Raw genomic sequence first — 23,419 nt, forward strand, 5'->3', positions numbered from 1 at the left:
ATGAACGCTCGTCAACTTCGACACTACTCCCGTCAAGCCGTCCGATTGCTTGGTATGCTTGATAAACAATGCGGCGATGTCGCTCTCACTCCAGTGCAAGCGCACGCATTGGGTGAAATCCAATTGCAGCCATTGACCATCAATCAGCTGGCACAGCAGCTTAATGTCGACAAGTCCAACGCGAGCCGAACCGTTACTGGTTTGATTAAATTAGGTTTGGTCGAGAGCATCGAAAACCCAAAAGACAAACGTAGTCAACTCGTAGCGATTACAGAGCAAGGCCAACAGGCGTTATCACAACTGGACCAACAGCAAAACCACTTCTTTGAACAACTGCTTACCCAACTCGATGACAGCGAGCAAGAGCAACTCAAACTTGGTCTAGAGACTTACCTAAAAGGGCTAACAAAAGTGTGTCAGTCTGAGGAATACGTTCTTCGGCCTCTTACTAAAGCAGACAACCCGCAAGTCGCAGATGTGATTCGTAAAGTCTCTGCAGAATACGGCTTAACCGCAGACAAAGGTTATGGTGTGGCCGATCCAACGCTTGATGATATGTATTCGGTTTACAATCAATGCGGGGCCGCCTATTGGGTCATTGAACATCGCGGAGAGATCGTTGGTGGCGGTGGCTTTGCCCCTTTAGCTGGCGAGCCAAATGTGTGTGAACTACAAAAGATGTACTTCTTACCTCAAACACGAGGACACGGTTTAGCCAAACGCATCGTCGCATTGAGCTTACAATTGGCGGAACAATTTGGGTATCAGCAGTGCTATTTAGAGACAACTGAATGTCTGAGAGAAGCGGTAAGCTTGTATGAAAAGCTAGGCTTTGAGCATCTCGATGCCCCGCTTGGACAAACAGGGCATGATGCATGTGAAGTCGTAATGCTTAAGATGCTGTAATAGATAATATTATTAGAAGTTAAAGCACAACATGGGTAACACAAAGCTCCTGGCTCAAGGCAACAGTGAAGTTTTGGTGCTGCCCATCCAACTCAACAGACAATTGGTAGAGATCACTTGGATCAGGATCAGTAAGATCGGCATACTTTGGCGCTTCGATCTGGAATAAAGCGCTCGCATGCTCCGCTCGGACATCAATAGGAATATGGTAAGTCATACCATTAAACTTAACCGATGCAGAGACCAGACCCGGCGCAAAAGTTTGATAGTACAAGTCTACTTTAAACTCGCAACCACCACCGTGGTGCCAAATCTGCTCGGTTGCCACGCGGTCTAAACGTACATTGCGAATGAACTGCAGATACGGTTCTTGCCATACCCCTAAGCGCTCATCACTTTTTTTATATTCATGATCGGACAGAGAGCACAGCTCAGGTTTATCTTCATCAAACAGAAGATCCTCTTCTTCCTCTAAGAACAAGATTTCAAAGCGGTTACGCCCCATTTGCATGAACGGACGAATGTCTTTCTTGTAGACATTTTGAGAACCGTCACAGTCGAACAATGCTACTCCGTTCAAACGCACTTCTGCATGGTAATCCACACCACCCAACACCATTTCTACCGCTGGGAATGCCATCATGGATTCGTCCACTTCAATGTCATGCATCAGGTGCCACTCTTGCTGACGAATTGCTTCTTCTGTCAGTTCAGCTGGCAATACCTGACTCAAAGGAGCAGGGAAAGTAATGTCATCCTGTGGGATAGAAAGGTCCGTCAGTGGAGAGACTTGCCATAAACCGGCGAGTGAGAGTTGCATATACACCTTGAGCTAGATCAATTTTCACGCATTATAGGGAGAAATCCCCTATAAACTCAATGTGAATTATTTATCGCCTCCACATTCGTCAGTTTTTCAAGGAATAAAAAAACCAGCGTTAAACGCTGGTTTTTCCAAAAGTAGTGAGCTTTGATTACTCGTCGTCTTCATCTTCTTCAGGGTAAAGCGCATCTTCGCCTTCAATCACCCTTACACTTTATTATAACAAATTGGTGAGAGAGAAGAGGTAATGAAAGGGTTGTCTCACCATTCACACATTATAGTGAAATTTGCCTCAAAACTTCTTAAAAGGTGAGAATCAGAAACTACTCGAATTCACACCTTTTAGTATGTTAGGCACAGGCAAAATATAGAATAGTTATAGGCTTCAAACTCTATGAAACTCATTTTTGGACAGAATGTTTTAGGTGTGTTGCTCTAAACCATTTCGTTCAGATTAGAAAAAGTATCTTAAAACCTTAAACGTCGTTTGTTATGTTTTATTTTCAAGATTATGCTGGATCTTCAAGTACACATTCACACACTCTTCAACCAAATTCTGCTTACTATGCTGAATAACTAAAAGATAAATTATGTGGATCAGTATCGTTGCACCGATATGCCTTTGAAGCTCTGCATTAACATTTTCAACACTAGGTAACGCAGTAGCAGATGCATATAATAATAAATTTCTTTTGTTAGCAGTGTCTTTAATATATTGAAATATTGAAGTAATTCCTCTCTCGGACGCAACCGCACGTACTTCGTGTAGGTAATTTTTAGCATCACCTGAAGCATCCACATTAACCTGATTAAGTGGAGGGTCTGGCTGTAAAACAAAATCACCGATCTGCATCTGAGTCCTAAGTGTATCTCGCCCATTATTGTTATCGACGACTAGCTGATATGGAACTTCACTTAACTTTAATGCAACACCTAACAGAGTTAAAAATGGGTACAAGCCCCCTTTATGCTTATGATCATGCATTTTTAGTTCACTAGAACGAAGATACCCTTTACTTTTCAGAGCAAGAAATAGAGCTGTTGCAGCCTCTTCTTCAGCAGTGATAGCTAAAAATGCAGCCACTTCAGGCATTGTTCCCGCAAGTTCAAAGGATCGCTCGACATAGCGAATACTCGACTTTGCAGCGAAACCTGAATGCCCCTTTGTAACCGATGACATTTCAAACACTTTCTTCTGAAAATCATTTAACCCCATAGAATCCTCTTAAAACATAACGCCGCGTTAAGTAGTGAGCAACACTACCACTGAACCTAAACCATTGTGCCGTAAACACTAAATTTAAAGCAAACCGCAAATGCCATGCGTTGCGAATCTGCCTTAAACGCTTTGTTATGGTGCATTTCTGATTGACTCTAGGTGACTAATTAGCTTTGGATAAAACTGAATTAAGATGTCTTTAACTTGTTTAATTGTGTAATTCTCATCATGGTATCGGATGAATATTCCATTTTCTACCGATGTAAAACAATAATCATAGTGATTAAAAATCTTTGCTTCAGTACCGATAGAGTTGACACCTGAAGACTCTTTCCATTTATAGTGTTTTGTCGCATTTGTTGTGTGCCAACATATACGTATACTATTCAAAATATGTCGAACAGCACCTTGGTGTTGGTTAGGAAGGCAGGTTTTATCTTCAATCCAATCCTCTGACATAAGAGGCAAACCTGTATCAGACTTACCTTTCATTGTGTTTTTAAAGTTGGTATCCATTTGCTCATCATAGTGCTTGCAAATCCACTCACTTAATACTGCTGCTGTAACCACAAAGTTAAAAAAATCGTTTTTATTTGGGATAGAAACAATCTTTTCAGCTTCAAATAGCAGTTTATCAAGTAATTCTAAAGGTTCTTGAATTACGTAATCTATTCCAGAATTACCAGACATTCGTCCTCCATACTCAAATTGCACCCTAACGCTTATTAGGCGACAAATAATCGTCTTTCATCCTTCGATGATCCAGTCTTTTTTATATTAACTCAACTGATAATCAATAAGTTATGCCACATGAAGGGAAGTTAGACTGCAAGACGTCGCCTAATAACGGGAATGATAGGTTATCAACTCAATCAAATAAGTTTTAGTAAGGTAAACGCACGTCATTTGCATTGTGTTAGGTATTTAGTCTAAATGGCTTTGGGGCAATTATGTGTTCATAAAAATCACTATTACTACTGCCAGTATGAGAAGCAATATTGGTAGCTTTGAGGCAGCATTGTTTTTCTTGGACTCCTTAGGTGGCGTCTCCACAACATTTAAAGTGGATGCGATGTTTGTAGCACTTGAAGGGGTTCCTTTTTGTTCTAAGCTATCTCTTATCTCATCATCTTCTTTGAGTTCATCTTTGTAACGGTTAATCACCGTATCTAATGACACATTCAACAATGTACAATAGGTCTTTGCTGTATTGGTGCCTTTAACCAATTCATAAACTTTGCTTGGCTCAGTAGTTAGCTGGTCAATCAACATGTATTGCGGTCTGCCGATTCTATGCTCCAATAAGTAACCGTTAATAGATCGCTCACGCCCATAGCCAGTGACCAAAAGCCCAGCTACCAACTCTTCCAAAGGTGTTTTATCTTGGCTTTTTTCTCTTTGTACTTGCCTCAGCATAGACTCATATGCCGAATAGACTAGATCCCAATCTTGCTTTTCGGTCGCTTCAGCTAGATTAGTATGAGACTCTCTCCATCTAGCATCTGCAATTGACACATTGACTTCATCAACATTCCATTCTTTTGCTAAATTTTTACGTGCATTTAATACGCCCTTATTAGCTTCATACCAGTCATGCCACCATCCATCTGCTAGCGCTTTCAGTTCTTCCAACAGAAACAAATCGCCCTCACGATAGAGGCGTTGATTACCAGACAATGGCTCTTTTCTTGGGTAAATGGGCTTCTTACAAGATTTACACTTTGCTTTACGTTTAGGTACTCTCTCTAGCTCGTAGTTACAGTAAGGGCATTGTGACGTAGTACCGCAATTAGCTGCTAGCACTTTTAACTGTTCTTTCCTTTTCATAAAACGCTACCCAAGAATCTAAATAAAACCAATAATATATCACCATCTTACATTAGAAAATGTTGGTTAGCATTGGATTCCCTGACTTTGAATTCCCACATGCCGTATTCAATTTGTCTAATAATAAACTCATGCTCGCTAACTGATACGTCGTTTTTTTTTAATAGAGCCTTGAGTTCATCAATATCATATCGATTTAGCATTTTTTCCCTCTTCTATGCCAGAGAACATCATTGATGTTTCTAATATTTTTGGCATATAGTGCCCCCCACACATCATTGCCGATAGTCATGTAGGTTGATTACATCACCCTTCGATTGACTACCTCGCTCTTCAAACCCTTCAGGCAATGGAAGGCTCCTCGGGCTGTTGTTATACAGGCAAACCTTAACTCCTGATCCTGTCCACATCCCAACGGTATAGCACTTCCTAAAATTGGATATTTCGCAAAACTTGGAGAACTCTCCATCAGAAGAAAACGCCTCAACATAAAGCACCTTTACAAACTGTGTTCCTAGCGGATAAACGTTGTCTAGGTGTATGAACCCATGAAATGGAAATGAGCGTATTTCTCCATTGCGCATGAGTACATGAAGGTGCTTGTACAACTTACTACTCGACGACAAATCTTCTCGCAATATCAGTGGAGACATACCAGAGCGAGTTCGGATACAAAACATATTCAGGCATACTCTACATTAACCCTTTTGGGTTTCGGCGATAATGCTTAGCAGTTTAGCAGCAAGGTCAGCCGAGTTATCTCGACTGTAGACCGTGATGCTATCGCAATATTGAACAACCACATTTCCGCTCTCACCCATCACTACAGACGCTACTGCTTTTTCCCTAAGGATTTCCTGCATAAATTGTACAGAACCTTCCTCTGGCACCTCTGGTTGCTGCTTGTCACTCATATTTGTTCCTCTTGTTTGATAGCACGAATTCTCCGCAATAGCTGCGGGGTAACGCCCCTATCGGGCGGACTTTTTAGATGCAGATGCTGTTGATGCTTGAATTCCCAGCAAAATAGGTCACCACAACTACGCCAATCTCTCACGCCAGCTAACTCAGCGTGTTTGCGTATACGTGCAATGTGGCTGTCACTACCCATTCTTAATGCACCAGTCCAATTGATATCCGGCGCTAGAGCTGAGCGACTAAAAATATCTCTATCGATAATAAAACTTCTGATGCCTCTAGGCTCGACAGGATAGATCAACATGCCAGCCGATACGGCAGCCTGCTCCAACAATTTAGCTGACATTACATCATGCGGGATGCTCCTCATAACATCTAGGGGCGTTCGGTATTGCCCAGACTGGTATGTAGCGAGAACAGATTCATTGCTGCCTATAAAGCGCTTTGAGTATAAAAGTGAAAACACGTTCACATACAAAACCCTCATCAAAAACCTCACTTCTGCGACAGAATTATCAAACCAATATCATAGCGGTGATGCAAAAAATACTGTATATTTAAACAGCATATCATGGAGGATAGGAAATGGAATTCTGGATTATGGATGCGGACAATTTGGGGCCTATACGCATAAATAGGGCACCAGAAGGCGTTACGGTAATTGCAGCATCAGTACACTCGAACAAATTGCCCATTATAGGAGGGCGTCGAGTTGGTAAGATCGTACCCATCGGGCGACAGGCATCTGATTTCAGGCTTGTCGCTGACACCGCTGTAATGTTGGCATCCAACAATATATCTAGAGACAGCATTTTACGTGTGTATACAGGCGACAAGGGGCTAGCCAATGGCATTAGGATGTTGGCCCTACAGCACCAAATAACATTTAAATGGCATAAAAGATACAATGTGTAGGCGGAGGTCATATGGATCAGCAATTTATAATTAACGCAAAGGCGAGAGCACTAGGGATCAGCGTTAAGGAGTTATTGCAGTTGGTGGCGGATAGAATTGTTGCCGACGATAGTAGTGTGGAACACGACGTAAACACGATTGTGATGGAGCTAACTGAAAATGACATTAAACAAAGCGCAAATTCTTAAAGTTAGCTATTAGCTGTACTGACTTATACACAATCTGACACCTATGGTGGTGAAGTGTGACCTAGTCGTACAGACTGTCCCTTATGCCACCAAAATCGCTTTTGGACAAAACCTTGTCAGTGGCTTTGCTAATTTAGTAACTGGTGAATTATTTCTAGTATGGAATACCGTTTTTATAAGTGGCGCTGACGAAAGCGTACATACCAAACTCCAAACCCAAAGCGCCGAACATTTTGCGTTCACTTAAGTAACTTATTAGCTGCATTTCATTCACTTGAGAGACTCTTTTTCGAACTTGAGCGCCTCTGTACGGTCGCCTAGATATCTTGGCACGCTCTGTAGTGCCATAAAGCCACCTACTGGTTTGTCATGGTGTCCAATAATAAGGCCGCCATAACAATTGTGAGCATGGCATTCACTTAGTAACATTGAATTGTTAGTGACCAAAATATTGCTTGGTCTTATTAAAATCTCCACACCATTTCTCAGTAAGCGTCCACGGTTTATAACTACACGATTTGGTGGATAAAACTCGATTTCAAACAGGATTTTTTTGTGCGCTTCCCTAATGGTTAGTTTTTTACCTACTAACTGTATGTCCCACGGCGAAGTTGAGTATATTAATTGATTATTCTTGATATGTAGCACTGGAGAATTAAATTCATCAAACACAACCAAATTGAGTAACAAATGCCCATCCGCCAGTATCAAACCAATAAGAGGCGTACCATCAACGCTTACTGGTACCATAGCTGTACCATACCCCTTGTCTTGACAAGTGAAACTATTACTACCAATTTCAACTGTGGCTTCAGTACCAGCAAAGTGTAAGTTATAGGGCTTTGAATTACCCTCTCTCAAATTGTACGGAGATTTGTTAGCCGCACGCACAACTTCAATAGGAAGTAACCCACCAGTTTTTTCTCGATGGTGCTGATCGCATAAAAGAGTAATTTCATCAGCTACATGACGCTTGACAACAGCCCACTCCTCCATATGTTCATATTCATATAGAGGCAAACCACAAATCACGCAGCCAAAACCACACCTTTGACGAACTTCCCGTTGAATTGGTAGTGGGATATTTCGACTATTACATTGCTCTACTTCACACATAGTTTTCCTTGATTATCGGTATACAGCTAACGCTTTGCTAAACAGCTCCGACGACTAATATTTGTTATGCTTTTATTCAAATTCACAGACAAATTCAGCCATACCAGCAGGTAACTTTACCCATTTACTCTCAAGAGAACGCCAAAACAAGCGATATTCTTTTTGCCAACTATCATCTATCGATTTAAGGAAATGGTTTCTTTCATGATTGTTTGTATAAAGACAATCATCCATTCGACCTTTACACCCAAGCTGCTTATCAATAACTCTCCTTAACTTTTCAACATTGATAATTTTGACGCAACATTTCTTCCCCATTTCCTTAGCGATATCAGGTGAAAACTCATTGCAAAGTGATAATATCAACCCATCTTCATTAAAGTAGCTCGCGTTGACCACATCAGGCATTTTTCTACCATTAACGGTGTTGTTGGTCATAGTTAGACCTTTTACTTGAGCACCATCTGCTATGTGTAAGAACGGAGATAAACCTTTTAGATCTACAGGTGAATCATGAATTAAGTTTTCATCTGGGGTATAAATTCCTTCCCTATTATCACTTAAATAAGAGCTAGCTAATGCTATTGGAATATCGCCGCCATTTACCCATGCATCAGCCCATTCCACTTCCGTTAAGTATAAGTATTTTTCCATATCATCCTCTGAAACATAACTCATTTTTCGATGAGTGCTTTCCAATCGATAAAATCACTCAAATTTACAATTTGACTATCATCGACGAAGCAGCCTTTGAATGGAGAATCTTGCACAATCTCTGAGAAGATACGCTTAAATTGACCTAGCACTTCCGCTGTATTTGTACAGCTTTCAAATGAAATTACGTGGTATGCGCCATAACACTTATCTGGTGGTATCAAATCAAAATAGCGTTTAGGACTGCGTGGTCTTTCGGGGTTTGATTTAGAGATAATAAAGGTAAAACCACCTTTCCCCTTACCGACTCTAATCCAGCCAACAGCATGATTCTCTCGCCAGCTTCTCCCCATATCTTTAGCCAACTGATCTTTCATCCTGATTTGCATATTTTGACTAATTACACCATCAGTTTGAGCTTCTAACTCAGAAATCCTCTTAGCAAAGGCATTTTCATATTTATCTTCAAACTGTTCCTTTGTTTCTTTATAAATTGGTAAGTAAAAGTACATTCTTCCCCCATGAGTTATAACGTTTTTTAGGTAGAATCTTTCTGCCTTTGCTTTCGGTATATCTTGCTACCATCATTTATGCAACTCAAGCAATATAAGCACGTTATGTGATTGTTGGCCTTGCATGTCGGAAAGAATCCACCTGAAACTCTTACGCTGTACCATTAGGTTTAGTAAGGCAAAAAGAGATGAACAACATATGAGTGAGTTTTTTATCTAAGTAGAAACGGGGCAAAAGTGAGCTAGAGTAATCTGTCAGATCTGATTACATCGCTGTTAGAGAACTGGCAGATCACGTCCTGACTAATCCATATTAGCCCCAACAGGCAACTGGTAAGGAACGCCCCCTTACGAGTTGCCAGCTACGCGCCTAACCTAAGCGTAATTACTTTTTGTGGTGCTCAAATTCTACAACTTCAGCCGAAAGCTGCTCCTGAAGCTCGTACACACGAAACATCAAAGATTTATTGAGAGTTTCGAGTTCAGTATTGATCGCAATCGCCTCATCTCGTTCTCGCCGATACTCGACCTTAAGTTCTCTCTCTCGGTTTAATTCGGCTCTGAGCTTATCAAGTTCACTCATATCCTCTGACCCTGAAGCCATTTGCTCAGATTGTTCAGGGTCATCCAAGGCACCGTTGTATTTTTCGATTGCTGGGTTAGCAACATTTTCAACGAAATCCTTAAACTTATGAATATAGCTTCGCCCTAAACCAGCCTCATTGTTGATTTTATTCAGGGTTAGACGGCCTTTTGCTTTGGTTCGAACAGGTTTACCAGCCTGAAGGCGCTCTAGTGCCTTTTTAAGCTTTTCCTCAGCAGAGAGAGACTTCTCTTCTTGCTTCAGTTTTTTTAATTCTTCTGTATTCATAATATCGGTTCAACCTTTTAACTAGCGCTATTCAAAATAATGTCATCGTTAAATGGCTGGTATGGGATTTCGTGTGCTTTCAGCGTCAGCTCCTCAACCTGAATTTTCTGTTTTAAACCAGTTAGAATCGAGCTTTTCAGTGGATCGCCAGTATTTAGGTTCGTAAACTTAGCAATCAGTCGATCTCGTTGTTTAGCAATCAATTTAGCACCTTTATCTGTGACAACCTTATGCTCACACTCTTTGATTTCTGCACGAAATGACAAAGTCCCACACACTCGGTCACAAGAACCATTCGTACAATAGGCACCACTAGGGAGCTGCATAATATGGAAGTTCCCGCGACGAATGTTTTCCTCAATTTCCTCACGAGTCATGAAGATGCTTTCTCCTGCCTCTAGCTTCTGCATTCGGTCTTGCATGATTGCCTCACCTTTAGCACCACTCAAGTGCTCAGTTTGGTTAAAGATTTCATCAAAAATATCAACACCTAAATCAATACCTGCCTCTTTTAGCTCTTCAAGGATGTCTTCATCCATCAGAAGGTCATTCATCTGCGCAAGTTCAGCGTTGTTGGCATAGTAGCCCGACATGTTGATATTTTCGTGCTTGAACTGAAATTTAATTCCAGAGGCAGTACCAAACCCGTAACGAACGAAAAATACCGCAAAACTCCGTCTAAAGTCGTGAGAAGACAAACCTGAGTATGTGCCACCAACTTTTAGCTCTCCCTCTCTTGTTGGGTTGAGCATATTAAACTCTTCAATATCTTCAGTAGTTGCCTTGTAGTCTAAATTTTTAATAAATTTTTTCAGTGCTTTCCACGGGTTGAATATGTAGTTATTACTTACCTGCATTGTCGCAGTTGGCACTAAAAACGCTGACTCCAACTGCCTTCTCATATGGTTAATCATTTCTGGGGTTTCGCCCTGCCTTTCTTTTTCATCAACATCCTTTTGATAAAGCGCTCGGTTAGCCGCCATCATGTCGTAGGCTAGCTCTAGCGCAACTTTAGCTACAGGATGCGATTGCCATGTAACAGTCTTAGGCTTGGCATTATTACCTTTGGTTGTTTCCCCTGTAAGGACAATGATCTTCTTGCTATTAACTATGATTTCATCAGCACTATTGGTATTAAAACTTACCAGCTCACCAATTCGAACACCTGAAAACCCCTGAGTAACGATTATGCAGCTAACCAGAATATCAGTGAGTTGTGAACCATCTAACCTTATATCAAAGTCAGGAATGCCATGAGTTATACTCTTGCAAAGTCGACGAATTCTGCCGTTAATAGCATCAGGTGACATTGATGGTTCAGCACGCCCATAACCACGACCTTTAGTAACCAGTTTTTCCCCTGAGTTTATCCGCTCATGAATATCATACACTTGACTCATCACATTAGAGATGTCATGACGATAGGGGTGATACTTTTCAACAACTTCTAGGGCACGAGACAGGATGCGCTGATACAAACGATGTGGAATAGCGACATGTTGTTTTGATTCATTGCTGGCTACGCATCGGTATAGCGCCTTTGAATCAATGTAGACGTTTAGCAGCCCACACCCCGTCAGTTTGTTCAATGATTGAAGAATAGTTGAAATACTGGAAGAGCTGAGTTTCTTTTGCTTCAGTTGACGAAGGAAAGACTTCAATTCGCGATTATTTTCTAGTTTGCGCCATTCTATCCCGTCTAAGCAGTCTGCGATATGCTGCAATCCACCCTTTATGATCTCCACATAGCTGACTGATAAATAGGTTGAGTTTTTATTCTTGTAATGGTGATATATCTTATAGAGCGCGTCCTGTATTCCGTTAACATATTCCGTCTTTGTTGTACGAAAACTTAGGGTCAACTTAGACCTAATCCCAACCATATGTGAGGGTGAGAAATCCCACTCCTCTACGTGATATGGTTTAGCTTTAGCATCGAGTTTATCTAATCCTTCCATTAAAAATGCCGTGGGAGACTTCTGAAATGGCGCTAGTGAAGTCACGTTATTGTGGGTGTTGCGTTTGTGATTATTCATGAAAATGCCTCCAGTAAGTCCATTAGGCTATATCCATCGCTGTAGAGCGGGTGAGGGGATTCGCTGTGTTTTTCCTGAGCTTGGGCGTAATTATCAGGGGAAACCGCTTTAAATTGCGTTAGGATCGATTCTATGGTGTTGCACAGCTTGTGAAACTTATCCGTCGGCAGGCTATTAATTGCTGGATAGTCTTTCATTTGCTGTAACGTGTCATTAAAGGACATCATCAGCCAAATATCTTCGACCTCAGACACCAATCGATGATGTTCACATTCAAAACAATCCAGAAAATCCGTACAAACAGTTTCTTCTGGCTGTTTAATACCCATTTTCTCTAGATTCTTCTTAATGGTGTTTGCTGCACCTTTCGTAGCATTTTTACAGCGGGTGCCAATGGACGTTAGCCTATCATTTTCCCGTTCTTCTTTACGCAGACGCTTATAGTTGTAATCACTCAACACATCGGCGAAGTTGTACTTTGCCTGACTTGCTGCCTCATTAGGGTCTGTTCCATTTTTCACAACGTCATACAAGGCTTCATTTGACGCGGCAAGATCCCGCTTATGGTCACTTTCGTTGCCATGAGCATAACTAGCCTTAATCGTTTTAACGTCGTTATTCGCCGACATAGAGACCAAGTAAATATCCTCAGTGACCCTCATTAACGTGTCAATCTTGGTTTGGCGCAATATCGAAGGATTAATATGGACAAGCCCTAATTTTTTCGTAAGTTTATTAATCCTCTGTTGAGGCTTGGTTTGCCCCGCTTCAACACACCCTTTTACTTCACCCGACTCCGTAAAGTAAGGAAAAACCCAATCCGTGTCTGACTCCTTCTGAAGCTCCTTAGAGATTTCCAACCATTGATGAAAGAACTCTTGAGTCTTTTTATGAAACCCCATAGAGGTGTCAAAACCTAGGTGTTTGGCGCGGGCTTTGGTCATATCAAAGTACACTTTTCCATGTGACTCATCTGTAAATCTCACATCGCTAAAACGAAGATTTAAGAGAGGGGTAGTGTTCTGCCCTGTAAAACAGAATGCCAATATGGAAGACAATCGAGAAAAATGATTACGGGTAGTATTCTCTTTTTTCACAACATATTTAAAAGCTCTCTTTTGGTGCCCTTTCTCTCTGGCAGTCCACCCCTTCTCTTCTGCCAACTCATTAAATCTCACTTCATCCCAAAAAGGATGAATATCAGGCAGAGTTCCCTCTAAAAAATGCTTTCTAAATTGACCAAAAGCCGCAATGAAACATCGAACCAGCGGTTTGAACTCACCAGAAACATCAATACCTTTGTGGGATTCAGTGTTTTTTCTTACCCCTTTGATGGACTTTAGTCCCTTCGCTTCATGACTGCGGTTCTGGGATTTAAGAAAGAAACTCAACATCCCCCTTCCATTAGACCACGTACTCAACCTTTGCTCACCTCGGTTACATTTCTCTTGGTGATAGTCCATGTAGGCGTTATAGAGGTCTGGGTGAAAATAATCGCCCTCAATCGGCTCTCGTTGAGCATTATCGAGCCAACGAAGATAAAGCCTCAATTGTTCAACATGCCTTCTCTTAGTGCTATTGAAGTCTGTTTTTAGCAGAATATAGACATCCCGAACAAATCGCTCTCTGCCCACAACAGGGATGTAGTCCACCCCATTTATCTTTTCACCTTTTTGGGAGTAGTTAGGTACACCTTTATAAACAAGTTGATCAATATGGGATGTAACCCCATTACACTTCAGTTTTAATTCTGACAAATGTAGAGGCTCAACCGTAGCGGCTGGTTGCCCATAAAAATCGTCATCAAGCTGAACGGATTTAGAGCGATTTTTACGACTCATAGGGATGCCTCATGTTTGTATGTTTCTTCAACCTCAGGGAGGTTATCTAATTCTTCTTCCTCATCGAACACACCGAGATAATCCAGTACATCCTCCCAAATTTCATCACCTGTCGGCTGATCTTGGGCTATTTTCAAGTACAGCAAGGTGGTAGATAGGTCTTCATGCCCAAGGAGTGCTGATACTCGTTTTAGCGCATCATCAGCGTTCATTTTTTTCAACAACGTCCGAAAAATAGAGACAGCAAAAGTAGCGCGAAGGTTATGAACCACTGCGTCAATATCATTAATCAGATTAACCCCTGCGGTTTTTCTTACCTCATTCCATCGGGTGTTGATTTCCTCAAGCTTTTTAAAGAGCGGCACTCCTGAGTTGCTAATAAATAGATACTGTTTGCCCTCATCGACGCCATCAACACCATCAAAATACGCATCATTGCCAACCTCTCTCTCGACCACACACCTCTCCCTAAATTTCTCTAGGCGCTTTTTGTATCTTGCTGAATGGCTGTATTCGTAAAGCTCAAGCATCAATGAGCTAGGGATAATTGTACGGCGAGATTTATTGTTATAGCCGCCATTAGGATCTTTAGTCAGAGAGCCATATTGGTTACCGACACCCAGCCTCAACATAGCATCTTTCGTATTAGGTCGAATAATTTGCCCTAAGTGCAAACTAGTGCCTTCTTCCTTACGAAGCCCTGTGTAGCGAAGAAGACGAAATAGCAAACAATATTCCTCAGGTAGACTCACGAGCTTTTCCTCACCCTTAACGTTCTTGAGGACTCGCCTAGCTTTAACAAGAGTGTTCTTAATTTCCCTCCACTCACTATTCGTAAGCGGCTTTAACTCGCGATTAGCATTAGGTAGTTTTCCACCGTCATTCTTTTTCGACTTAGGAAAAGTCAATTTAAGATCGGTAGTTTGAATCTCCTTGCGTTTGCGAGCTTTCATGTCCGTACCGCTGGTCTCCAAGTCAATCAGGAGGGTTTCAAATTCAAATGGTGGGTTGTTAAATCTCATGCCCTGCCTGAGGTGATACTTGTAAAAATCAACCATTGAGCGCACGTATGACATTGCAGTAGTTTTAGCCAATCCGGTGCCATCGAGCGTGGTCTTTTTGACAGCATTTCTATACATAGTGGTGACACGTAGGTTTTTTCTGGGAGAAAAGCTATCCCAAGCAGGGCGAGGAGGGTCAAATATAGGATCGTAATCTTCGTTATCGTATCTATCGTCCCATTTCGTCTGAGCGTCCAATATAAACCTGAAATAATGGGTGAGAGCCTTAGAGGCTTGCTGAGCATCTTCCTTTTCATCGACAACATGTTTAGCAAGGATGAACTCATTTACGTAATTCATTGGTTCGTAGGAAACTAAATCCCCTTTAACGAAAATCGGATTACCGTGTTCATCCTTAATTGGTTTATCGTTCTCATCTAGAAGATTTACCTTCTCGTAACCAACTAGACTAAGGAAGATAACCTTCTTAATGTGAGTATGATTGTCTTTGTTTGGAGAGTATTTGTATTGAGGCTCACCATTTTCATCAATGAATACTGATGGTTTTCGATAAGTGAAGTGCTTTATTGTTTTTGTTTTTATGTCGTAAATGATTTCAGCCATTTATTAGTTGCCATTTTTATCCCTAGACTGATATTCACCTTATCACACATTCTCACCATTAAAAGGTGTATAGTTGCATTAACCAACAAAAAGACAAAAAAAAGCCTCACCATGTGGCAAGGCTCTCATTTATTCTCACTTTTACTCATCATCAAAATCGTCGGGTTCCACATATTCATCAGAATCGTAGGGGTGTTCGTAGTACGTACCCCAACCGTCATAGATGATGTCGTATTTTTCTGCCAAGTGAATCAATTTTTCAACTTGCGCATCAATCGCTTCTGCGTCTAGTGCGGACTCCATAGTCGCATCACAGCAAAGCAACTTGTTACCATCTTCATCTTCAGTTTCTTCTGCTTCAAGAACTTCAAAGCCCATCTTGAATGCTTCAACTACCGCTTTTTCTAGCGTGTCAAAATCTTCTGCAAACAGGTGGTGCTCAATTTCGTATAGCGAATCTGGATCGCTGCCATCTTCTAGCAATGCTGCAATGATATCGCGAGTCTCTTCCTTTTGAATCTCAATTAATTCTTCTACTGATAGATATTCATCTTCGTGAGACATGTTTTGGCTCCAGATTAGTTACTTGATGGAAACACAATACCCGATACTGAGTATGCTGATCCGGTGAAATATGGCATGGATTGCGATGAAAAGCCACAAACAAACATCATACCACTGCGATTCTTATCGGTTATTTGAATCTAAATATTAAACCGACCACACAAAGAAACAAAAAATTAACAAAGAATGGCATTTTTTAATATTCAGAACATCCTAATTGACACTTAATGTGGTTATTTTCTCTTTCTATGCGTGTTTATGATGCTTTCTTGAATACACTCACGTGTAAAACGAAGAAGCATAACGAATAAATTCACTTTAATAATGCATAATTTAGAATAAAAATGCACGTTTTATGCACTGTGCGTGTATTCTTTCTCAACGGGAAAATTAGAATAAAAACGCACGCACTCTAATTTTAGTAAAATAGCATTTATATCTAATAATAAATTTCATAAGAATCAAAATAAAAATAAAAAACTCACAAAACCAGAAACACCAGAATATAAACAAAGCTTGATAACTTGCATCTTTCTAGGAAGCTTGTCATAACTAATGGCTGGAAAATTTGTAAGGATACAAAATGAGCAAGCTGTACGTTGGATCAGAAGTTGGTCAACTTCGACGAGTTCTATTAAATCGCCCTGAACGCGCCCTAACCCACTTAACTCCGTCAAACTGTCATGAGTTGCTATTTGATGACGTTCTTGCTGTAGAAGCGGCAGGTGAAGAGCACGATGCATTCGCACGTACGCTGCGCGAGCAAGACGTTGAAGTGCTTCTCCTCCACGATTTATTGGTCGAAACCCTCGCTGTTCCAGAAGCAAAACAATGGCTGCTGAACACTCAGATTTCTGACTTTCGCTACGGGCCAACATTTGCGCGAGACCTACGCCAATACTTTTCAGAAATGGATGATGAACATCTTGCCTGCATCTTTTTAGGTGGCTTAGCATACTCAGAGCTACCGATCTCCTCATCTTCTATGCTGCCAAAAATGAAGCGTCCTCTCGACTTTGTTATTGAGCCACTGCCTAATCACCTCTTTACTCGTGATACCTCATGTTGGGTTTATGGCGGCGTTTCTCTTAACCCGATGATGATGCCTGCACGCCAACGTGAAACAAACCACCTACGTGCGATTTATCGTTGGCACCCAATTTTTGCTGGCCAAGATTTTATCAAATACTTCGGTGACGATGATCTGCATTATGATAATGCTAATGTCGAAGGCGGTGATGTGTTGGTTATTGGTAAAGGTGCAGTTCTGATCGGTATGTCTGAGCGTACGACCGCGCAAGGCGTAGAGAACCTTGCAGCGAGCCTATTTAAAGCAGGCCAAGCGACCGAAGTGATTGCAATTGATCTGCCTAAACACCGCTCATGTATGCATTTAGACACCGTGATGACCCATATGGATGTAGATACTTTCTCTGTCTACCCAGAGATCATGCGCAAAGATCTCGACACATGGCGCTTAACACCAAAAGGCAACGGTGAAATGCATGTTGAAGCCTCACATAACTATCTGCACGCGATTGAGTCCGCTCTTGGCTTAGATCAGCTGAAAATCATCACCACTGGTGGCGACAGCTATGAAGCGGAACGCGAACAATGGAATGATGCCAATAACGTTCTAACTGTAAAACCGGGCGTAGTAATTGGTTACGAACGCAACGTATACACCAACGAAAAATACGATAAAGCTGGCATCAAAGTACTGACAGTACCTGGTAACGAGCTTGGTCGTGGTCGCGGTGGCGCTCGCTGTATGAGCTGTCCAATAGAGCGAGACGATATATAACTTACTCGTCCCTTTACATTAGGTGAATCAAAACTAAGGTTGATGTGAATACATCAACCTTTTTTAGCTTTATTTGAAAATAATTATTCACAATAAAAGCATTTATATGTTTTAATGAATTCTATTAATCTAATCACATGTACTAAGGGACGAGCTATGGCTTTCAATTTACGTAACCGCAAATTTTTGAAGCTATTGGACTTCTCAACCAAAGAAATCCAGTTTTTGCTCGAACTGTCTGCAGAGCTGAAAAAAGCTAAATATGCAGGAACAGAGCAGAAGAAACTTCAAGGTAAAAACATCGCACTAATCTTTGAGAAATCTTCGACTCGTACCCGATGTGCGTTTGAAGTCGCTGCCTTTGACCAAGGTGCTCAAGTCTCTTACATCGGCCCTTCTGGCTCGCAGATCGGTCATAAGGAATCGATGAAAGACACCGCTCGTGTTCTTGGTCGTATGTACGACGGGATTGAATACCGAGGCTTTGGCCAATCCATTGTTGAAGAGCTTGGTACTTATGCTGGTGTTCCAGTGTGGAATGGTTTAACGGATGAGTTCCACCCAACCCAGATCCTTGCTGACTTCCTGACCATGCAAGAGCACGGCCGTGGTAAACAGCTGCATGAAATAACCTTCGCTTACCTAGGTGATGCGCGCAACAACATGGGTAACTCACTTATGGTGGGCGCAGCGAAAATGGGCATGGATATTCGCCTTGTCGCGCCAAAAGCGTTCTGGCCTGAAGAAGAGCTCGTGGCAACTTGTCAAACTATCGCGCAACAAACCGGTGCAAAAATCACGTTAACAGAAAGCGTTGAGGAAGGTGTGAAAGGTTGTGACTTCCTATACACCGACGTTTGGGTGTCTATGGGTGAGTCTGCCGAGGCATGGGATGAACGTGTAGCGTTAATGACACCTTATCAAATCAATATGGACGTGATTGAGCAAACGGGTAATCCACATGTGAAATTCATGCACTGCCTTCCAGCTTTCCACAATGATGAAACCACCGTCGGCAAAGAAGTCGCTGAAAAATACGGTATGAAAGGCCTTGAAGTAACAGAAGAGGTATTTGAATCGGAATACTCCATCGTATTCGACGAAGCTGAAAACCGTATGCATACCATCAAAGCCGTGATGGTTGCGACGCTAGGAAGCTAAACCAGTGCGCAAAAACAGCCGATAAAAACCATGATGTAATCGCTTGCGCTCACGAAAGTTAAGCGTATAATGCTCGGCAATTTGTCTGAGGATTAAGAAATGACCACGCTGATTGCTGACGTAAAAACGCGATTTGCTCTCGCTAAGCGACTACGCTTACGTGGTGTTATTTTCGTTAATTCTATTGAATTTTAAAACCTCCCCATTGGGGAGGTTTTTTTATGTCCAAAATTCCTTTCGGTTATTTGGATGTAGTCATCAATGTTATAGGGAAGAAGATCATGGCGAACTCGCTTTACCAGAAGCACATCATCTCTATTCCAGAGCTTTCACGCGAAGAACTGGAACTTATCGTAGAAACAGCAGGTAGCCTTAAAAAAGCACCTCGACCAGAACTGATTAAAAACAAAGTCGTTGCAAGTTGTTTCTTTGAACCATCAACACGTACACGTTTATCGTTTGAAACAGCGATTCAGCGCATTGGTGGTGACGTGATTGGCTTTGATAATGATGGTAATACCTCTCTGGCGAAAAAAGGCGAAACACTCGCAGATTCAGTACAAGTCATCTCTTCTTACGTCGATGCCTTTGTGATGCGTCATCCACAAGAAGGCGCCGCTCGCTTGGCATCTGAATTTTCAAATGGCGTGCCAGTGATCAACGCGGGCGACGGTGCAAACCAACACCCAACTCAAACGCTACTCGACCTATACACCATCGCGGAAACACAAGGGCGTCTAGACAACCTGAACGTCGCATTCGTAGGTGACCTAAAATATGGCCGCACAGTGCACTCACTGACTCAAGCCTTAGCAAAGTTTAACAACATCCGCTTCTTCTTTGTTGCACCAGATGCGCTGGCAATGCCAGATTACATCTGCGAAGAACTAGACGAATCTGGCATTCAATATAGCCTACACACAGACATGGAAAGTGTGATTCCTGAACTGGATATTCTGTACATGACACGCGTACAGAAAGAACGTTTTGACGAATCGGAATACGCACATATTAAGTCGGCTTACATCCTAACGGCGGCACTACTAGAAGGCGCGCGTGAGAACTTGAAAGTGCTGCACCCACTACCACGTGTGGATGAAATCACAACTGATGTTGATAAAACGCCTCATGCTTACTTCTTCCAGCAAGCTCAAAATGGCGTGTATGCTCGCCAAGCACTGCTGGCACTTGTTCTAAACGAAACACTGTAATCGAGGGGAAAAATCATGGCTAAAGAAACTCAATTGCAGGTAGAAGCAATCAAAAATGGTACGGTCATCGACCACATCCCTGCGCAAATCGGCATCAAAGTATTAAGACTGTTCGATATGCACAATTCATCACAACGCGTAACGATTGGACTGAACTTGCCATCATCAGCACTCGGTCATAAAGATCTACTCAAAATCGAAAATGTGTTTATCAATGAAGAGCAAGCGAGCAAGCTAGCGTTGTATGCTCCTCACGCGACCGTGAATCAAATCGAGAATTATGAAGTGGTGAAAAAGCTCGCGTTAGAGCTTCCTGAGCGCATCAATGATGTATTTGAATGCCCGAATTCAAACTGTATTTCTCATAATGAACCAGTAGAAAGCAGCTTTAGCGTGTTCGAGAAGAAACAAGAAATCCGCCTAAAGTGTAAATACTGCGAGAAAGTGTTCTCACGCGAGATCGTAACCGAGCGATAAACACGCCGCACGACTAGGCTGTGATACGTTTAAAATACCCTGCAATGTCAGGGTATTTTGCTCTTTACCTACCGAGGGTTTAGAGGCAAACTGAGAATCTTTATTCCCTACAACTGATGGAAAAAATCAAATGACGAAAGTACTTCACACTGAGTCTGCACCAGCAGCAATCGGTCCTTACGTTCAAGGCGTAGATCTAGGTAACATGGTTCTTACTTCAGGCCAAATCCCAGTAAACCCAGCGACAGGTGAAGTGTCTGCTGATATCGCAGAACAAGCTCGTCAGTCTCTAGAAAACGTAAAGGCTGTAGTTGAATCTTCAGGTCTTAAAGTATCTGATATTGTAAAGCTAACGGTTTTTGTTAAAGACCTAAATGACTTTGGCACAGTGAACGAAGTTTACGGCAAGTTCTTTGATGAGCACGGCGTAGCAAACTACCCTGCACGCTCTTGTGTAGAAGTGGCTCGCCTACCAAAAGATGTTGGCATCGAGATTGAAGCAATTGCAGTTCGCAAATAATTGTACTTGCTGACAAACATAAAAAACGGGTAGCTCAGGCTACCCGTTTTTTATTGTCTTTTCGTGATGATATCGCAGTAAAACTTAAGCAGCATTACGCTGTTTGACTTCTTCATCTAACGATTCAAGCTTCTCTTTCATCTGTTCACGACAGATATTCGCTAACTCGCGAATGCCCTCTTTACCATAGCCTTCAGTGCTGATTGGAGGTAGCATTTCAACAATCACATGACCATTGTTCCAACGGTTCAGCTTAATTTTATTCGTCGAGCTACATACGATAGGAATGATTGGCACACCTGCACCAATTGCCGCATGAAAAGCACCTGTTTTGAATGGCAGCAAACCACGCCCACGAGAACGCGTGCCTTCTGGGAACATCCACACCGAAACATCACTTTCTTTCATGCTGCTCACGACCTGATCGATAGTACCTTTTGCTTTAGAGCGATTCGCTCGGTCAATCAGAATGTTACCCGTAAGCCAGTAAAGCTGACCAAACAGTGGCATCCAAGCCAAGCTCTTTTTACCTACTGTCACAACTTTCGGAGTCACAGCCGCAGAAACAGTAAACATGTCCCAGTTGTTCTGGTGGTTAGCAATGTAAACATGTTGGCCGCGTGAATACGCATCTTCAGGGATACGCAACTCTAACTTAATCCCAAACACACGAGACATCTTGGCAAACAAACGGCCAAAAGTGAAAACGTGCTTAGGGTTTCTAGGGCTTAATAGGCAGTAACCACAACCACCAATAAACATAACAATCGCAAAGATAGCGACAGCAAATACACGTAACAGTGCAATCATTCTTGTTCTCCAGGAACCGGCTTTTGCCAGATACAGCTATTAATATCTCTCTTTCCATAAAGGGAAAATATGGTCATGAGAGTGATATAAAAAAGCCGAAACTCAGGTTTCGGCTCTCTTGATATCCAAGTTACCTGCGGAGCAGTTTAACTTGCCTAGCTCACTCGCTCAATATTTGCGCCAAGTGCAGCCAGTTTATTTTCGATTTTGTCGTAACCACGGTCGATATGGTAAATACGATCAACGACGGTTTCGCCTTTAGCAATGCAACCTGCAATAACCAAACTAGCCGAAGCTCGTAGATCGGTTGCCATCACTTGCGCACCGCTGAGTGACTCAACATCACCACAGATAACCGTATTGCCTTCGATCTCAGCTTTAGCGCCCATACGCATGAGTTCTGGTACGTGCATAAAGCGGTTTTCAAAGATAGTCTCTGTGATCACGCCTCCACCTTTCGCCATCATGTTCAGTAGCGTAAATTGAGCTTGCATATCCGTCGGGAAACCAGGATGTGGCGCAGTACGTACACTTACCGCTTTTAGCTCGCGGTCGGTCATATCAACGGAGATCCAATCTTCACCCGTTTCGACAAGCGCGCCAGCTTCTTCCAACTTGGCGAGAACCGCTTCAAGCAAATGAGCATTAGTGTTGCGACATACCACTTTACCGCCAGATACTGCTGCTGCGACAAGGAATGTTCCCGTCTCAATACGGTCAGCAACCACGTTGTGTTTACAACCGCCTAGGCGCTCAACACCTTCAATCGTAATGGTATCTGTGCCAGCGCCAGAGATTTTTGCGCCAAGCTTATTTAGGAAATCAGCGGTATCGACGATTTCAGGCTCACGCGCAGCGTTATCTAGTGTTGTTGTGCCTTCCGCTAGCGCTGCAGCACACATGATGGTGATCGTCGCGCCTACGCTGACTTTATCCATCACGATGTGCGCGCCTTTTAGACGACCATCCACTTCTGCTTTCACATAACCATCTTCTAATGTAATGGTTGCGCCAAGCTGCTCTAAACCAGAAATATGCAGATCCACAGGACGGGCACCGATGGCACAACCGCCTGGTAAAGAAACCTGACCTTGACCAAAGCGCGCCACCAAAGGACCTAAAGCCCAAATAGAGGCACGCATGGTTTTCACTAAATCATAAGGCGCGCAGTATTCTGTAATACTGCTTGGATCAACATGAACAGAGCCATTGCGGCTTACTTTCGCACCTAAACGCTTAAGCAATTCCATGGTTGTATCGATATCACGAAGGTGTGGTACGTTTGCCACTTCTACTGGCTCTTCCGCCAAGATAGACGCAAATAAAATCGGCAGTGCTGCGTTTTTTGCACCTGAAATGGTCACTTCACCAACTAGTGGTTTATCTGACCCAATAACTCGAAACTTTTCCATCAATAAACC

Annotated in this window: 24 protein-coding genes; 8 read left to right on the forward strand and 16 right to left on the reverse strand. The window is 42.3% G+C overall.

Annotated elements, in window-relative coordinates; translation table 11 throughout:
* Positions 1–906, forward strand: a complete 906-nt coding sequence (locus R7O12_RS11315) for a bifunctional helix-turn-helix transcriptional regulator/GNAT family N-acetyltransferase (RefSeq protein WP_080996865.1) — start codon at positions 1–3, stop codon at positions 904–906.
* A 19-nt stretch (positions 907–925) separates the two neighbouring features.
* Here R7O12_RS11315 and R7O12_RS11320 read toward each other — a convergent pair whose 3' ends face one another.
* The 6 genes from R7O12_RS11320 to R7O12_RS11345 form a co-directional block, all read right to left on the reverse strand.
* Positions 926–1,726 carry a glycosyl hydrolase 2 galactose-binding domain-containing protein gene (locus tag R7O12_RS11320; protein ID WP_033906208.1) on the reverse strand — a complete coding sequence of 267 codons (801 nt, stop codon included), beginning with the start codon at positions 1,724–1,726 and terminating at the stop codon, positions 926–928.
* Between the two features lie 493 nt (positions 1,727–2,219).
* Positions 2,220–2,945, reverse strand: coding sequence for a hypothetical protein (locus tag R7O12_RS11325; protein ID WP_225468010.1), 726 nt, complete (start codon positions 2,943–2,945; stop codon positions 2,220–2,222).
* 135 nt (positions 2,946–3,080) lie between these two features.
* On the reverse strand, positions 3,081–3,638 hold the full coding sequence (locus tag R7O12_RS11330; RefSeq protein WP_262583977.1) for a hypothetical protein: 558 nt from the start codon (positions 3,636–3,638) through the stop codon (positions 3,081–3,083).
* A 258-nt stretch (positions 3,639–3,896) separates the two neighbouring features.
* Positions 3,897–4,775 (reverse strand): hypothetical protein, encoded by an 879-nt coding sequence (locus R7O12_RS11335; protein ID WP_225468008.1) that lies wholly within the window; start codon positions 4,773–4,775, stop codon positions 3,897–3,899.
* A gap of 698 nt (positions 4,776–5,473) precedes the next feature.
* On the reverse strand, positions 5,474–5,689 hold the full coding sequence (locus R7O12_RS11340) for a hypothetical protein (protein WP_031843742.1): 216 nt from the start codon (positions 5,687–5,689) through the stop codon (positions 5,474–5,476).
* On the reverse strand, positions 5,686–6,039 hold the full coding sequence (locus tag R7O12_RS11345; RefSeq protein ID WP_140316758.1) for a hypothetical protein: 354 nt from the start codon (positions 6,037–6,039) through the stop codon (positions 5,686–5,688). Before R7O12_RS11345 ends, R7O12_RS11340 begins: the two co-directional genes overlap by 4 nt.
* A 580-nt stretch (positions 6,040–6,619) precedes the next feature.
* Between R7O12_RS11345 and R7O12_RS11350 the strand changes: the two genes are divergently transcribed.
* Positions 6,620–6,796, forward strand: coding sequence for a hypothetical protein (locus R7O12_RS11350; RefSeq protein ID WP_152915097.1), 177 nt, complete (start codon positions 6,620–6,622; stop codon positions 6,794–6,796).
* Between the two features lie 270 nt (positions 6,797–7,066).
* Here the strand turns inward: R7O12_RS11350 and R7O12_RS11355 are convergent, their stop codons facing one another.
* The 8 genes from R7O12_RS11355 to rraB all read right to left on the reverse strand — a co-directional run bounded on the left by R7O12_RS11355 (position 7,067) and on the right by rraB (position 16,015).
* Complete coding sequence (locus R7O12_RS11355; protein ID WP_029812204.1) at positions 7,067–7,912, reverse strand: hypothetical protein; 846 nt, start codon at positions 7,910–7,912, stop codon at positions 7,067–7,069.
* A 72-nt stretch (positions 7,913–7,984) separates the two neighbouring features.
* Complete coding sequence (locus R7O12_RS11360; RefSeq protein ID WP_029812205.1) at positions 7,985–8,566, reverse strand: hypothetical protein; 582 nt, start codon at positions 8,564–8,566, stop codon at positions 7,985–7,987.
* A gap of 20 nt (positions 8,567–8,586) precedes the next feature.
* Positions 8,587–9,078, reverse strand: a complete 492-nt coding sequence (locus tag R7O12_RS11365; protein WP_029812206.1) for a hypothetical protein — start codon at positions 9,076–9,078, stop codon at positions 8,587–8,589.
* A 385-nt stretch (positions 9,079–9,463) separates the two neighbouring features.
* Entirely contained in the window at positions 9,464–9,949 is a 486-nt protein-coding gene (locus R7O12_RS11370; RefSeq protein WP_065300241.1) for a hypothetical protein, read from the reverse strand.
* A gap of 17 nt (positions 9,950–9,966) precedes the next feature.
* On the reverse strand, positions 9,967–11,985 hold the full coding sequence (locus tag R7O12_RS11375; protein WP_225468006.1) for a hypothetical protein: 2,019 nt from the start codon (positions 11,983–11,985) through the stop codon (positions 9,967–9,969).
* Entirely contained in the window at positions 11,982–13,826 is a 1,845-nt protein-coding gene (locus R7O12_RS11380) for a hypothetical protein (protein ID WP_262583982.1), read from the reverse strand. Before R7O12_RS11380 ends, R7O12_RS11375 begins: the two co-directional genes overlap by 4 nt.
* Complete coding sequence (locus R7O12_RS11385; RefSeq protein WP_140200263.1) at positions 13,823–15,451, reverse strand: site-specific integrase; 1,629 nt, start codon at positions 15,449–15,451, stop codon at positions 13,823–13,825. Before R7O12_RS11385 ends, R7O12_RS11380 begins: the two co-directional genes overlap by 4 nt.
* Before the next feature lie 141 nt (positions 15,452–15,592).
* Positions 15,593–16,015, reverse strand: coding sequence for a ribonuclease E inhibitor RraB (gene rraB / locus R7O12_RS11390; protein WP_225468004.1), 423 nt, complete (start codon positions 16,013–16,015; stop codon positions 15,593–15,595).
* 583 nt (positions 16,016–16,598) lie between these two features.
* Here rraB and arcA point away from each other — a divergent pair.
* The 6 genes from arcA (at position 16,599) to R7O12_RS11420 (ending at position 21,188) form a co-directional block, all read left to right on the forward strand.
* Positions 16,599–17,819: an arginine deiminase gene (arcA, locus tag R7O12_RS11395; RefSeq protein ID WP_005381082.1), complete on the forward strand. Its 1,221-nt coding sequence runs from the start codon at positions 16,599–16,601 to the stop codon at positions 17,817–17,819.
* A gap of 156 nt (positions 17,820–17,975) precedes the next feature.
* Positions 17,976–18,980, forward strand: coding sequence for an ornithine carbamoyltransferase (locus R7O12_RS11400; protein WP_318125845.1), 1,005 nt, complete (start codon positions 17,976–17,978; stop codon positions 18,978–18,980).
* 99 nt (positions 18,981–19,079) lie between these two features.
* Positions 19,080–19,175 (forward strand): hypothetical protein, encoded by a 96-nt coding sequence (locus tag R7O12_RS11405; protein WP_005381084.1) that lies wholly within the window; start codon positions 19,080–19,082, stop codon positions 19,173–19,175.
* A gap of 86 nt (positions 19,176–19,261) precedes the next feature.
* Entirely contained in the window at positions 19,262–20,191 is a 930-nt protein-coding gene (pyrB, locus tag R7O12_RS11410) for an aspartate carbamoyltransferase (protein ID WP_137282515.1), read from the forward strand.
* A 15-nt stretch (positions 20,192–20,206) separates the two neighbouring features.
* Complete coding sequence (gene pyrI, locus R7O12_RS11415; RefSeq protein ID WP_005381086.1) at positions 20,207–20,668, forward strand: aspartate carbamoyltransferase regulatory subunit; 462 nt, start codon at positions 20,207–20,209, stop codon at positions 20,666–20,668.
* Between the two features lie 130 nt (positions 20,669–20,798).
* A complete protein-coding gene (locus R7O12_RS11420) occupies positions 20,799–21,188 on the forward strand; it encodes a RidA family protein (RefSeq protein ID WP_005381087.1) in 390 nt (129 codons plus the stop codon).
* An 84-nt stretch (positions 21,189–21,272) separates the two neighbouring features.
* Here R7O12_RS11420 and R7O12_RS11425 read toward each other — a convergent pair whose 3' ends face one another.
* Positions 21,273–21,998, reverse strand: coding sequence for a 1-acylglycerol-3-phosphate O-acyltransferase (locus R7O12_RS11425; protein WP_005381088.1), 726 nt, complete (start codon positions 21,996–21,998; stop codon positions 21,273–21,275).
* Positions 21,999–22,153: 155 nt separating this feature from the next.
* Positions 22,154–23,410 (reverse strand): UDP-N-acetylglucosamine 1-carboxyvinyltransferase, encoded by a 1,257-nt coding sequence (murA, locus tag R7O12_RS11430; RefSeq protein ID WP_005388419.1) that lies wholly within the window; start codon positions 23,408–23,410, stop codon positions 22,154–22,156.
* Positions 23,411–23,419: the final 9 nt, after the last annotated feature.

The organism is Vibrio sp. Vb1574, assembly GCF_033338675.1.

Coding starts and splice junctions, on each gene's coding strand:
- R7O12_RS11420 (WP_005381087.1), top strand. CDS start 20,799: ATGACGAAAGTACTTCACACTGAGTCTGCACCAGCAGCAATCGGTCCT.
- murA (WP_005388419.1), bottom strand. CDS start 23,410: ATGGAAAAGTTTCGAGTTATTGGGTCAGATAAACCACTAGTTGGTGAA.
- R7O12_RS11345 (WP_140316758.1), bottom strand. CDS start 6,039: ATGTCAGCTAAATTGTTGGAGCAGGCTGCCGTATCGGCTGGCATGTTG.
- R7O12_RS11330 (WP_262583977.1), bottom strand. CDS start 3,638: ATGTCTGGTAATTCTGGAATAGATTACGTAATTCAAGAACCTTTAGAA.
- R7O12_RS11425 (WP_005381088.1), bottom strand. CDS start 21,998: ATGATTGCACTGTTACGTGTATTTGCTGTCGCTATCTTTGCGATTGTT.
- R7O12_RS11370 (WP_065300241.1), bottom strand. CDS start 9,949: ATGAATACAGAAGAATTAAAAAAACTGAAGCAAGAAGAGAAGTCTCTC.
- R7O12_RS11385 (WP_140200263.1), bottom strand. CDS start 15,451: ATGGCTGAAATCATTTACGACATAAAAACAAAAACAATAAAGCACTTC.
- pyrI (WP_005381086.1), top strand. CDS start 20,207: ATGGCTAAAGAAACTCAATTGCAGGTAGAAGCAATCAAAAATGGTACG.
- R7O12_RS11375 (WP_225468006.1), bottom strand. CDS start 11,985: ATGAATAATCACAAACGCAACACCCACAATAACGTGACTTCACTAGCG.
- R7O12_RS11355 (WP_029812204.1), bottom strand. CDS start 7,912: ATGTGTGAAGTAGAGCAATGTAATAGTCGAAATATCCCACTACCAATT.
- R7O12_RS11365 (WP_029812206.1), bottom strand. CDS start 9,078: ATGTACTTTTACTTACCAATTTATAAAGAAACAAAGGAACAGTTTGAA.
- R7O12_RS11360 (WP_029812205.1), bottom strand. CDS start 8,566: ATGGAAAAATACTTATACTTAACGGAAGTGGAATGGGCTGATGCATGG.
- R7O12_RS11335 (WP_225468008.1), bottom strand. CDS start 4,775: ATGAAAAGGAAAGAACAGTTAAAAGTGCTAGCAGCTAATTGCGGTACT.
- R7O12_RS11320 (WP_033906208.1), bottom strand. CDS start 1,726: ATGCAACTCTCACTCGCCGGTTTATGGCAAGTCTCTCCACTGACGGAC.
- R7O12_RS11380 (WP_262583982.1), bottom strand. CDS start 13,826: ATGAGTCGTAAAAATCGCTCTAAATCCGTTCAGCTTGATGACGATTTT.
- R7O12_RS11400 (WP_318125845.1), top strand. CDS start 17,976: ATGGCTTTCAATTTACGTAACCGCAAATTTTTGAAGCTATTGGACTTC.
- R7O12_RS11325 (WP_225468010.1), bottom strand. CDS start 2,945: ATGGGGTTAAATGATTTTCAGAAGAAAGTGTTTGAAATGTCATCGGTT.
- arcA (WP_005381082.1), top strand. CDS start 16,599: ATGAGCAAGCTGTACGTTGGATCAGAAGTTGGTCAACTTCGACGAGTT.
- R7O12_RS11315 (WP_080996865.1), top strand. CDS start 1: ATGAACGCTCGTCAACTTCGACACTACTCCCGTCAAGCCGTCCGATTG.
- R7O12_RS11405 (WP_005381084.1), top strand. CDS start 19,080: ATGACCACGCTGATTGCTGACGTAAAAACGCGATTTGCTCTCGCTAAG.
- pyrB (WP_137282515.1), top strand. CDS start 19,262: ATGGCGAACTCGCTTTACCAGAAGCACATCATCTCTATTCCAGAGCTT.
- R7O12_RS11350 (WP_152915097.1), top strand. CDS start 6,620: ATGGATCAGCAATTTATAATTAACGCAAAGGCGAGAGCACTAGGGATC.
- rraB (WP_225468004.1), bottom strand. CDS start 16,015: ATGTCTCACGAAGATGAATATCTATCAGTAGAAGAATTAATTGAGATT.
- R7O12_RS11340 (WP_031843742.1), bottom strand. CDS start 5,689: ATGAGTGACAAGCAGCAACCAGAGGTGCCAGAGGAAGGTTCTGTACAA.